The following is an 11717-nucleotide window of genomic DNA, read 5'->3' on the forward strand; positions in this document are numbered from 1 at the left end:
GACGTGCGGAGGGCTTGGGCAAACAGAGACTGGTTCGCATTCGTCTGACACCACCGTGCTGTACGTGTTGCTGGCGCTTTCGGGCCGCCACGTTGTCGAAGATCCAGACGATTGACGGGGTCGGCAAGGGGTATGACAGCTTGTTTTGTGTTCTTTTTTGGTTATATTGAATACACGCGAGATGAGAGGTGCGGCGCCATGTCCCGAACGACCACAATGACCGTCCGCATCGGTGGAGCCTTGAGCGACTTTGTCTCGGCCAACGTCGGTGATGAGGGGTCCTATGAAAACGTCAGCGAGTACATCCGCGACTTGATCCGGCGTGACAAGGAACGGGTTGAGGCCGAGGCGTTCAACCGGCTGAAGGCCGAGTTGACCCATGCCTTCGCTGCTCCGGAGGAGACGTACAAGCCGCTGACGGCGGCAGAAGTGATCGCGCGGAACCGGGGCTGACTCGGTGTCTGCCATTCGCATTCAGGAAGGGGCGTCCCATCGCCTCGACGACATTTACCGCTACACCCGCGACAGGTGGGGTGACGAGCAAGCCGAGACATACATCACGGGCCTGTTCGCGGCCTTCGAGAGGATTGCAGCTCACGGGGTCGTATCAAAGCCCATCCCGGCCGAGTTCGGCGTCGAAGGGTTCTTCTTTCGCTATGAGCGCCATTTCGTCTATTGGCGTCATCTCTCGAATGGCGACATCGGGATCGTGACCATCCTGCATGAACGCATGCACAAAATCGACCGCTTTCGGGATGACTTTGGTTCGGGCTAACAAGCTGGTTTTCTAAAGTCCGTCAGATTTGCGCAGGGTTTCGCACCCAACACGCTGGGGCGGACACCCGCACGGGAGAGAGTTAGGCGCCTGAGTCACTCCCTCCGCCACTTGCCCCCACGAAAGAGTTCTCCCGATCCGGCAGCAGCAGGATTTTTCCGTTGTTTTCGGGGGTTATGCGGGTGGGGCTGAGCACTGGCGTCCGTGCAGGGAGGTCCGGAAACGTTCTCTCAGGGCCCATATTCTCCAGACCTGTTGCCTGCGCTGTTTTGGTGTTCAGGTTGTAAGGCATTGCAAAGGAACAGCTTTCAGGAACACTGGATTGGGGTTGGATCGGAGTGGCGCCCGCACGTCTTGGGACTGTTGTCGAACCTTCGCGGCTCGCCTTGGAGGTTCAGTTTGAACGGCGGGTGAGGGCGGACAGCGGACGTTCGCCAAGTGCTTTCACTGCTCAAGGATCGCCGGGAAGCAGCCTTTCGTCCGCAAGCATCGAGCCCTCCTCTCTCGGCTGGAAAGAGGCCGTGCAAGTGCAGAACTTCGGCCCAGTCTCTCCTTCTGCAAATCCATTGTTTGGTTCCGCAGGAAGTCCATCGTCCTGTCGTCAATCTTGGTCCTCAGAGCCTGATCCAAACTGCGCCCCCTTCGTGCGACTTAACGCCGGCAGCTATGAAGTGCATGCCGGCCAGCCCGTCCGAGACCGTCGGCACCACCATCTTCCCATCTGAATCCGCTTTTTCACGAAACCTGCGAACAATTCCCGCGGCCTCTGCGTAAAGCGTGCCAAAGGCCTCGAGATAGCCTTCCGGGTGCCCAGCCGGCAGACGATATGGTGTTTCCACACCTTCACCTCCACGCCGCAGGATCCGGGTTGGTTGGCCGATGGGCGTAAGCTCCAGCTCGTCGGGGTGCTTCTGATCCCACAGCAGGCCGCCGGCCTCGCCCACCACGCGGAGCCGCAGGCCGTTCTTCGCGCCTGGTGCCACCTGGCTTGCCCAGATCATGCCCTTGGCCCCGCCCTCGAACCGGAGCAGCACCGCCGCATTGTCATCAAGTACCCGGCCAGAACCAAAGGCTGTCAGATCGGCAAGTAATGCATGCGGCACTAGACCGGTCACGAAGGTTGCCAGGTTGAAGGCATGGGTGCCGATATCGGCGATGCATCCGCCCACACCGGATTGTGCCGGGTCGGTGCGCCACGCGGCCTGCTTCTGACCCCCGCGCTCTACCGGTTCAGCCAGCCAGTCCTGCAGATACTCCACCTGCACATGGCGCACGCGCCCGATGCGGTCCGCGGCAACCAGCGCGCGCGCCTCGCGGACCATCGGATAGCCGGTGTAGGTCTGTGTCAGGATGAAAGGCAGACCGGTCTCGGTCACCAGACGCACCAGCGCCTCGGCGTCTTCGACGGTTGAAGCCAGCGGCTTGTCGCAGATCACGGGAATCCCCGCGCGCAGAAAGGCCGTGGCCACCGGGGCGTGCAGGTGATTGGGCGTCACAATCGCCACAGCATCGATGCCGTCGGGCCGCGCCGCCTCGGCCTTTGCCATCGCAGCAAAGCTGTCATAGCTGCGCTCTGCCGCGATCCCCAAGTCTACCGCCGACTGCGCTGCCCGTTCGGGGTCAGAGGAAAACGCCCCTGCGACCAGATCCCAATGGCCGTCCAGACGGGCCGCAATGCGATGCACGCCACCGATGAAGGCACCCTTGCCCCCGCCCACCATGCCAAGTTTCAGGCGCATGTCGTGACCCGTTCCATGCAAGGTTTCATCACAGAGTCAGACTGCGCACTCGTCACGACGGGCAGCATGTGCAGTCACCTCTGACCAGCCGGTTCCGAAAGCATCGTCAGATGCCGGATATCGACCGGCTGGGCCAGCAACCGGTCCAGCTGAGAAAACAGCGGCGCAAGGTGGGGCTTGGCCAGATGCGCATCCAGATCACCTTGCGTGCGCCAGTTTTCATAGAACACGAAACAGCATGGGTCGGCCGCATCGACGTGGAAGTCGTAGTTGATGCACCCCGGTTCGTCCCGCGTCGGGGCCACTTGGGCCGTCAGCAACGCCAGTAGTTCGTCGCGGGTTTCGGGCCTGGCGGTGACAGTGCCGATGATGGTTACATGCGCCATGGCTTCACCGCTTCTGGCTAAGGGCGACGGCAAGGATGATGATCCCGCCCCGGGCGATCAGTTGCTGACTGAACTCCAGACCGAACAGGATCAGCCCGTTGTTGATCAATCCGATCATCATGGCACCTACGATGGTGCCGATCACGGTGCCCTTTCCGCCAAACAGGCTGGTGCCACCGAGAACTGCTGCAGCGATAACCGAAAGCTCATCCCCCTCGCCAAGCTGGAAACGGCCCGACTGCAGGCGCCCAGCATAAAGCATCCCCGCAAGCGCTGCCGCGCAAGATGACAGGACCAGCACCTTCATCTTGATGTTCGCGGTGTCGATGCCGGAATAGCGCGCGGCGGTCTCGCCGCCACCTGTGGCCAGAACCCGGCGGCCAAAGCCCGACCGGCGCAGCACGATATGCCCCACGCCCCCCAGCACGGCGATCCAGAGCAGCAACACCGGGATCGGCCCGATGGACCCGCCGCCGAACAGCCAGGAATAGCCGGGCGACAGGATCGGCACGGCGGCGGTGTCGGAAATCCACATCGCCACGCCCTTGGCAATGCCCATCATCGCAAGCGTGGTCAGAAACGACGGGATGCCGATGCGGGTCGTGAGCCAGCCGTTGAACATCCCGACCGCAAGGCCGGTGGCAAGGCCGGCGCAGACACCACCAAAGGGGCCCGCAACCGAGATGGCCATGGCCACGGTAACAGTCGTCAATCCGGCCACCGCGCCCACCGACAGGTCGATCTCACCGGCCGACAGCACGAAGGTCATGGCGATGGCCATAACCGCGATCATCGCCGTCTGCCGCACGATGTTCAGCAGGTTGTTTGGGTTCAGGAACCCCTTGTCGCTTAGCGTCAGCGCGAAGATCAGGAAGATCGCGACAAAGCCAATGTAGATGATGTTCTGCCGCCAGTTGGCGAACAGTGCCCTGGCGGGGGCTGAAGCTGTGTTAGCCATGGGTGGCCTCCTTTGCGGTCAGGGCTTTCTGGATTTCAATCTGCAGGCGGCGCTCGGCGGCTTGCAGGGCATGTTCGGGGTTGGTCTCGGCCGGATCGTCAAGGGCGGCACGGTCCAGCATCTGATGCGCACGACCATCGGCCATCACCAGAATCCGGTCGCAGGCGGTCAGCAATTCTGAAAGTTCGGACGAGATCACCAGGACCCCCTTGCCCGCCAGCGCCAGGTCTCGCACCAGACGGATGATTTCGGACTTCGATCCGATGTCGATTCCTGCTGTGGGCTCATCAAGGATCAGGATGTCGGGCTCGGTGGCCAGCCATTTGCCGATCACCACCTTCTGCTGATTGCCGCCTGATAGTGTTGAGACTGCATGATCCCGACTGGCCGTCTTGACCGACAGGCGCTGGATCATCTGGTCGGTTATATCGCGAGCGCGGGTGCGGTCCACGAGGCCACCTTTGGTGATCCGGCCCAGAACGGCCATGACCATATTCTCAGCAACGCTGTGGGAGGGGATGATGCCTTGCGTGGCGCGGGCTTCAGGCACGAGCGCAACACCTTCGGAAATCGCATCCGCCGGGCGGCGGATCTGCACCGGGCGGCCCTTGATGCGGATTTCGCCTTTCACCGCAGGCTCGATCCCCGCAATCACCCTTGCAAGCGCCGAGCGGCCCGAGCCCAGAAGGCCCGCCAGCCCCAGCACTTCGCCCCGGTGCAAGGTAAAGCTCACGTCGTCGGGTTTGTGCGGCCCAGTGACGGCTTTCAGCTCCAGTAGCGCCTCGCCCCGGGTTGCATCGCCGCGCACCACATCGGCCAGCCCCTTTGATCGTTTGCCAACGATATGTTCAATCATCGTATCGATCGGCAGCTCTGCCATCGGCGCGGTGATCACATGCCGCCCATCGCGCAGGATCGTGGCGCGGTCGGCGATACGGGCAATTTCGTCCATCCGGTGGCTGACATAGATGATCGCCACGCCCTGCGCCTTTAGCCTGCGCAGAAAGACGAAGAGCCGCTCCACATCTGAAACCGCCAGCGCGGTAGAGGGTTCGTCCAGGATCAACACACGGGCGTCCTGGCTGATGGCCTTGGCAATTTCGGTCAATTGCTTTTGCCCGGCCCCCAGATCACCGACCAGAGCGCGCGGATTCACCTCGACCTCCAGCATCTTGAAGATCGCCTCGGCGCGGTGGATGGAGTCTTCGTCGTCGATCAGGCCGCGCGCATCGCGGGCTTCGCGCGTCAAAAACACGTTCTGTGCCACAGTAAGGGTCGGGATCAGCGACATTTCCTGGAAGTTCATCGCCACGCCAGCGGCACGCGCCGCTTCCGGGGTGGCGGCGGCAAGCTTTTGGCCTGCCACCTCGACCGTGCCTTCGTCCGGAACATGCACCCCGTTCAGCACCTTGAGAATGGTCGATTTCCCTGCCCCGTTTCCACCCAGAAGGGCATGGACCTCGCCCGGCATAACCTCCAGATCGACATTGTCCAGCGCGCGTACGCCGCCGAAGGATTTGGAAATCCCCGTCATGCGAACGGCGGGAACAGAGGCATGGGTTATCGGGGCCGGGGCGGTCATCCGACCGTTTCCCACTTGCCGGTTTCGCCCGACCGCAGCATCGCATCTGCCACCAGTTCGGTCAGCAGTCCGTCCTCAAAGTTGGGGCTGGGCTGCTTACCCGAGGCGATGGCGCTGAAGAAATCGAAGCATTCCACGATCTTCGTCTCTGAATAGCCGATGCCAAGGCCCGGGATTGGCCACAGGCCGCCGCCGTAGGGATGCGCCGGACCGGTATAGATCGTGCGGAACCCGCGGGCATCAGCCGGATCATCGGCGAACATTACCTGCAACTCGTCACGGCGTTCGTAGTTGAAGTGGATCGACCCTTTGGTGCCGTGGATTTCCAGCGTGATGAAGTTGTTGCGACCCCACGCGTTGCGTGTGGCTTCAAGGCTCCCGACAGCACCGCCGGCGAAGCGCAGCATCGAGATTACCTCGTCATCCACATCCACCGGCGCGCGCTCGACATCTGCGGATTTCTCTGACGCCCCCAGCTTGTCGATGCCGCCCTGCTGGATCGGCCGGGTTTTCACATAGGTATGGGTCATCGCGATCACCTCGGCGATGGGGCCGACAAGGTAATGCGCGAGATCGACGACATGTGTGCCGATATCGCCCACCGTGCCAGACCCGGCGATCTTCTTCTGGAACCGCCACGACAGCGGGCCATTCTCATCAGCCGACCAGTCCTGCAGATAGGTGCCCCGAAAGTTCAGGATACGGCCGATGCGGCCTTCGTCGATGAATTTCTTCGCCAGCGCCACGGCGGGCGTGCGGCGGTAGTTGAAGGCTACCATATGGATGATGCCTGCGGCCTTGGCGGCCTCTGTCATGGCTCGGGCCTCTTCCACAGTGCGCGCAAGGGGTTTTTCGCAGATGATGTGTTTGCCCGCCCTTGCCGCCGCGATGGCGATTTCAGCATGGACGTTGTTGGGCGTGCATATATCCACAACGTCGATATCCGGGCGGTTCACAACTGCCCGCCAATCGCTGCTGGCCTCGTCAAAACCGAAACGGCGGCGGGCCTCTTCGGCGGCCCCGTCGGTGATGTCGACCACAACCTTGCGGTGCGGAATGGCCGGAGCGGGCCAGAAGAACATCGGCATCGATGCATAGGCCATGGCATGCGCCTTGCCCATGAACCCGCCGCCGATCATGGCGACATTCATCACTTTGGTCATTTTCGGTCTCCATGGCTGGGGGAGAGCCTTCGGACAGGCCAGCGAGCAATCTGCCGGGCCGAAGGCTCTGATTGCGCGCGGGGATGATCCCCGCGCTGCAAGGATCACTGCATCATCGACTTGATGTTGTCGGTCGCTTCGGTCGAGTAGACTTGTGTCCAGGCTTCCAGCAGGTTGTCCTGGCTGACCGGCAGGGCGGGCAGGGCCACGAAAGCCGGGGCCTCCTTGCCCAGCAGGGCATATCCAGCCAGCTTGGCCTCGACCACGCCGGCATCATAGGGGCGCTGCGCACCAAGACCCTTTATGAAGCCTCCCTGCGCCATGCTGATCGCCACGTTTTCCCCAAGGTCCACGGTGGTGATGATCAGATCATCTCGCCCCGCAGCCCGCGCAGCGGAAATCACGCCCTCGGCGGGCACGTCCCAGACCGCCCAGATGCCACTGATCGACGGGTTGGACGTCAGCATCGCTCCGGCGGCCTTTTCTGCGTCGCCCGAAAAGTCCGGCCCACCGATCCCTTGTTCCGCGACGATCTTGATGTTGGGGTAATCGCTGGTGATCGTCACCTTGAAGGCATCGTAGCGCTGCTTGGTCACAAAGAAATCGGCGGCGTGGAACACAAGACCGATATCCCCACCATCTGGCCCAAGCGCCTTGGCCATCAGATGTGCTGCGGCGACGCCATTGCCGTAGTTGTCCGCCGAGACGACCGAGACGAAGTCCTGACCGGCCACAAAACCGGTGGGCACGTTATCCATGAACACCAGCTTTGCCCCGGCCTCTGCTGCAGCGCGGTAGGCGGCTGCGGTGGCGGTGGGGTCGGTCGGGATCGACACGATGATGTCGGGCTCCTGTGCCATGATGGTTTCCAGATCGCTGACCTGCTTTTCCGGCTTGAACCCGGCATCGGTGACCGCGATCACTTCAATCCCCATCACGGCGAACTGCGTCTGCAGCCCATTGATCTGGGCGCGAGACCAGTCATTGCCGCCGTAGTGCATGACGATGGCAGCGGTTGCCCCCATTTCCTTGATCTTGGCTAGTTCCTCGTCGCTGAGGACAACCGTCGACGGCGCCGTCGGCTCTTCGCCGTTCGGACCCTTGGACAGGACGGTTTCCTGCAACGCGGCCAAGGCGGTGTCGGGATCGGCAATGGCGGGGGCGTTCAGGCCCAGGACCAGCGCAAAGGCGGTGGCCGAGCCCAAAAGAGCACGTCTGTTCAGCATGATTTCTTCCTCCCAGAGAAGAGATGGGGTCACCCCCGGTAAAGGGCCTGGCGGTCAGAGCGCCATAGCCCGGTTCAAGTAATCCTTGCTGATCCGCGCCCCTTCGGCGGGGTCGGCCCAGCTGTCGAGTTCGCTGCAGACCCAACCCGCAAAACCCACGTCCCGCATCGCCTGAAGGATGGGGCCGGTCGGTACGTCGCCCCGGTCCAGCGGGGTGAACGCGAAGGGGTCTTTCTGGAATCCCTTGAGATGGACATAAGAGATGCGCGCCGCGTGATCGCGGATCAGTTGTGCAGGGTCACCCCCGGCGGCAGCCAGATGCGCCGTGTCCGGGCAGAAATCGATTGCGGTCAGGTCAAAGATCTTTGCGACTTCGGCCGGACCCTCGACGATGGTGGACAGGTGCGGGTGGTAATGCGCGCGCAACCCCCGGGCATCGGCAATCGCCTTGACCCTGTCCAGCGCCCCGCCCAGCTTGTGGTAATCCGTCTCGCGGACACCGTCGAACCGCTTTGCCCCACCACCCACCACCAGATGTGGCGCGCCAAGTTCGGCGGCGCGGTCGGCAGCACGGGTCACCCGGGCCAGTTCCTCGGGCAGTATGTCGTCAAAGATGAAATTCCCGCCGGCATAGGTGGCCACAAGCGTCAGCCCGTTGTCCGCCAAAAGCTGCCGCATTTCCGCGGCGGACGCGTCCAGCAGGTTGCCGTCGAACAGTTCCACCCCCTCATAGCCCGCCGCCGCGATGTCGGCGAAGGCGCGGTCCATCTCGCCAAAGGTGCGATAGCTGAGTTGGGTAATCGAGGTGACGCCCACCGCATTGCCGCCAAGCGCGCCCCAACAATTGGCGTGATACGCCAGCTTCCACTCAGCCATTGGTAATCCCCCCGTTTATGTTTGCCCGGCGCGGCAGTGCCCGCCGAAGCCATCGTCTTCGCGGCCTCCGCGGGCCGTAAAGAGGTGGTTACGCCCAGAAGAAGTCTAGGTCAACTATATTTATGCGAAAGCATGCCTTCTTTTGTTGTTTAGCAACAAAAGTATTTCCTTGATCGACACAAGACAGCTGATTATCTCTTTTAATACTGACCGAAGGAGCCGCTTTTGCCGACGACCGCTGCCGCCAACGCCGACTCAAGCCGCTCGCGCGGCAAAGGCCGTCCGCGCACCAGCGAGACGGCAGCCCCCTCGCTGGTCGAGATCCTGAACCTGATCCGCAGCGAACGCGCCACCACGCGGCAGGCGCTGGAGCGGGAGAGCGAGCTGGGCAGGGCTGTTGTGGCGGACCGGCTGCAACTGCTGTCGGACCTGGGCCTTGTCGATGAAAGTGAACTCGGCCACGCCACCGGCGGGCGCGCGCCGCGCCTTGTGAAGTTCTCGGCCCGGCGCGGGCTAGTACTGGTGGCTACGCTCGACCAGACGGCGATCGGCGTGGGCGTCTCGGATCTTTCAGGAAACCTTCTGACCGAACACCACGAGGCCGCCGACTTGACCGCCCCCGCGGCACAACTGGCAGGCCGGCTTGCGGCCCTGTTCACCTGGTGTCTGGAGCGTCAAGCAACTCCAACCACGCCCTGGGGCATCTCGCTTTCGGTCCCCGGCACGGTGCCTGCCGGGCGCGATGATGTCTTCATGACGGCCACCCCCCCCGTTCTGCCCGCTTGGGAGGATTTCCCGCTGGTCGAAACCCTGACCCGCCAGTTCGGCGTGCCGGTCTGGATCCGCTCCAGCGTCGAAACCATGACGATGGGAGAGTTGCACGCAGGCGCTGGGCACGGCCTGCGCTCGATGCTGTTTGTAAAGGTCGGGCGCCGGATCGGGGCGGGGATCGTCTGCGACGGGCAGCTTTACCGTGGGGCGCAGGGTGCGGCGGGACTGATCGGCGCGCTGCCGGTGGTCTCGGACGGGGTATCCGGCACGCTGGACATGATGGCCGGCTCCGACATGATCCAGCGCGAAGGGCGCGCGGTGGCAGAGAGCGGCCGCAGTCCAGTTCTGGCTGATCTTTTGCGTCGCGGGGCCGAGATCACCCCGATTGAAGTATCGCAGGCGGCGCAGATCGGCGATCCCGCTGCATCGGCGATCCTGTCTAAGTCGGGGCATCTGATCGGACAGGTGGTGGCGACACTCGCCAACGCCCTGAACCCGGAGATGATCGTGCTGTCCGGCACGCTGGTCCAGACCAACGACAATCTGCTGGCAGGCATCCGCGAGGCGGTTTACGGCGCGTCCCACCCGCTGGTGACGCGGGATCTGCAAATCATCCGCTCGCAGATGGGCAGTTCCGCCGGGCTGGTGGGCGCTGCGCGCGTGGCTTCCGAGGCGCTGTTCGCCCCTGCCTTCCTCAAGGACTGGATCCTTCAGGGCAAGCCAACCATGCACTCCGATTTCGCCGACTTTCGTGCCCGCGCCGACAAGGTCGAGGCGGCGCCATTGGCTCACGTGCCGCCATCTGAGCAGGTGAGGATCGCACGATGACGATTTCCGGACTCGGCCCCCATGGCGAACGCGCAGCACCGCCCGAACGGGTCAGCCTGCTGCCCGAAGATGTCGCCGCCGCGAGGGCGGTAACCAGGCGGGTGGCCATCGTGCTGCATACGCTGGACGGCGATTGGACCAAGCTGCAGATTTCCGGCATGCTGGGCATCTTCGGCGATTGTGGCGTGGTCGTCACCGAGGTGGTCGATTGTGGCTTCTCAGCGGATCGGCAAGTGGCCGAGCTGGACCGACTGATCGCTGTGGCACCGGATGCAATCGTGGCGCTGCCGGTGGCAAACGAACAGGTTGCCGCGGCGTTTCGGAGGGTATCGGAGGCAGGAATCCGTCTGGTGCTACTGGAAAACGTGCCGACCGGCCTTTTGCCCGGCTCGCATTATACCTCGCTGGTGTCGTCGGACAATTTCGGGTTGGGGAAAATGGCCGCCGCCGGCCTTGCCCCGCATCTGGTCGAAGGGGCAGCAGTGGGTGTCCTTGGCTTTGCCGCAGATTTTTTCGCCACCAACGAACGCGAGATCGCCTTTACCAACTGGATGCAGGCCAACCGCCCTGACGTGCGCATTTATGTCCGGCGGTTCGGCGCGATGGACGAAGCGGCCGACCTGGCCCTGCGGATGATCGCGGACCACCCCGATATCTCGGGCTTCTTCGTGGTCTGGGACACGCCAGCAAATGCGGTGGCGACCCGGCTGCAGTCTGCGGGCCGCATGCCTGCAATGGCCACGGTCGACCTGGGCGAGGATGTTGCAATTGCACTGGCGGCAGGACGGCAATTCGTCAGCGTGGCCGCTCAGCAACCCTTTCAGCAGGGGGTTGCCGCAGCGCGCACGACGATCCTTGCCCTTTTGGGCCGCACGGTTCCGGCCTGGATCGCCATGCCGGGGGTGTCTGTGGCCCACAGCAATGTGGCTGAGAGCTTTCAGATCATCTGGAGAAAGCCCGCCCCGCGCGAGGTTTTGCGCCTGCTTGGCCTAACGCCCTGAAGGCAAAGGTCGAACGGTCCGTCCATTGTCAATGAGGTTAGCTGCATAGTCTCCTGCAGCCCCGATGAAAGACCGCACTTTTGGCGACATCGAGGCCAAGGTACCGTCACTCAACGACCGACAAGGGCCTGCTACAGGTCAATCCCTTCGGAGAGTGTCAAGGCATCCTCGATGTCGACGCCGAGGTATCGAACTGTGCTGTCCATCTTTGTGTGTCCCAGAAGCAATTGGACCACCCGAAGGTTGCCGGTCTTCTTGTGGATCTGAGCCACCTTCGTGCTACGCATCGAGTGCGTGCCGTGGGCGCTTGCCTCGAGGCCAGCCCTCGGACCGCTGGCTGGCGATGAACGCCTCACAGGGCGCTGTCAGAAGAACCTTGCTTGAGGCCGGCAGGGCCGTCTTCTAGGGTGTC

11 protein-coding genes and 1 pseudogene are annotated in these 11717 nt (G+C 62.9%); 4 read left to right on the forward strand and 8 right to left on the reverse strand.

Features of this window, described 5'->3' with window-relative positions; genetic code table 11:
- The first annotated feature begins 198 nt into the window (after nucleotides 1-198).
- Nucleotides 199-453 carry an addiction module antitoxin gene (locus tag QUV21_RS17675; RefSeq protein WP_300856668.1) on the forward strand — a complete coding sequence of 85 codons (255 nt, stop codon included), beginning with the start codon at nucleotides 199-201 and terminating at the stop codon, nucleotides 451-453.
- Between the two features lie 4 nt (nucleotides 454-457).
- Complete coding sequence (locus QUV21_RS17680) at nucleotides 458-775, forward strand: type II toxin-antitoxin system RelE/ParE family toxin (protein ID WP_300856670.1); 318 nt, start codon at nucleotides 458-460, stop codon at nucleotides 773-775.
- Between the two features lie 614 nt (nucleotides 776-1389).
- Here QUV21_RS17680 and QUV21_RS17685 read toward each other — a convergent pair.
- The 7 genes from QUV21_RS17685 to QUV21_RS17715 all read right to left on the reverse strand — a co-directional run bounded on the left by QUV21_RS17685 (nucleotide 1390) and on the right by QUV21_RS17715 (nucleotide 8705).
- A complete protein-coding gene (locus QUV21_RS17685) occupies nucleotides 1390-2514 on the reverse strand; it encodes a Gfo/Idh/MocA family oxidoreductase (protein WP_300856672.1) in 1125 nt (374 codons plus the stop codon).
- Nucleotides 2515-2588: 74 nt separating this feature from the next.
- Nucleotides 2589-2900 carry a putative quinol monooxygenase gene (locus QUV21_RS17690; protein ID WP_300856674.1) on the reverse strand — a complete coding sequence of 104 codons (312 nt, stop codon included), beginning with the start codon at nucleotides 2898-2900 and terminating at the stop codon, nucleotides 2589-2591.
- Between the two features lie 4 nt (nucleotides 2901-2904).
- A complete protein-coding gene (locus QUV21_RS17695) occupies nucleotides 2905-3858 on the reverse strand; it encodes an ABC transporter permease (protein WP_300856675.1) in 954 nt (317 codons plus the stop codon).
- Nucleotides 3851-5440, reverse strand: a complete 1590-nt coding sequence (locus QUV21_RS17700; RefSeq protein WP_300856676.1) for a sugar ABC transporter ATP-binding protein — start codon at nucleotides 5438-5440, stop codon at nucleotides 3851-3853. Before QUV21_RS17700 ends, QUV21_RS17695 begins: the two co-directional genes overlap by 8 nt.
- Nucleotides 5437-6603, reverse strand: a complete 1167-nt coding sequence (locus tag QUV21_RS17705) for a Gfo/Idh/MocA family oxidoreductase (protein WP_300856677.1) — start codon at nucleotides 6601-6603, stop codon at nucleotides 5437-5439. The genes QUV21_RS17700 and QUV21_RS17705 overlap by 4 nt, the downstream gene beginning before the upstream one ends.
- Nucleotides 6604-6707: 104 nt before the next feature.
- A complete protein-coding gene (locus QUV21_RS17710) occupies nucleotides 6708-7829 on the reverse strand; it encodes a substrate-binding domain-containing protein (protein WP_300856678.1) in 1122 nt (373 codons plus the stop codon).
- Between the two features lie 54 nt (nucleotides 7830-7883).
- Nucleotides 7884-8705 carry a sugar phosphate isomerase/epimerase family protein gene (locus QUV21_RS17715; RefSeq protein ID WP_300856679.1) on the reverse strand — a complete coding sequence of 274 codons (822 nt, stop codon included), beginning with the start codon at nucleotides 8703-8705 and terminating at the stop codon, nucleotides 7884-7886.
- A 225-nt stretch (nucleotides 8706-8930) separates the two neighbouring features.
- Between QUV21_RS17715 and QUV21_RS17720 the strand changes: the two genes are divergently transcribed.
- Nucleotides 8931-10304 carry an ROK family protein gene (locus tag QUV21_RS17720; RefSeq protein WP_300856680.1) on the forward strand — a complete coding sequence of 458 codons (1374 nt, stop codon included), beginning with the start codon at nucleotides 8931-8933 and terminating at the stop codon, nucleotides 10302-10304.
- Nucleotides 10301-11305 (forward strand): substrate-binding domain-containing protein, encoded by a 1005-nt coding sequence (locus tag QUV21_RS17725; RefSeq protein ID WP_300856682.1) that lies wholly within the window; start codon nucleotides 10301-10303, stop codon nucleotides 11303-11305. Before QUV21_RS17720 ends, QUV21_RS17725 begins: the two co-directional genes overlap by 4 nt.
- Nucleotides 11306-11436: 131 nt before the next feature.
- On the opposite strand, the pseudogene QUV21_RS17730 reads toward QUV21_RS17725, so the two are convergent.
- Nucleotides 11437-11625 (reverse strand): annotated as a pseudogene (locus QUV21_RS17730) (integrase); the annotation flags it as partial.
- Nucleotides 11626-11717: the final 92 nt, after the last annotated feature.

The organism is Tabrizicola sp. (assembly GCF_030373185.1).
Taxonomy (GTDB): Bacteria; Pseudomonadota; Alphaproteobacteria; order Rhodobacterales; family Rhodobacteraceae; genus Tabrizicola.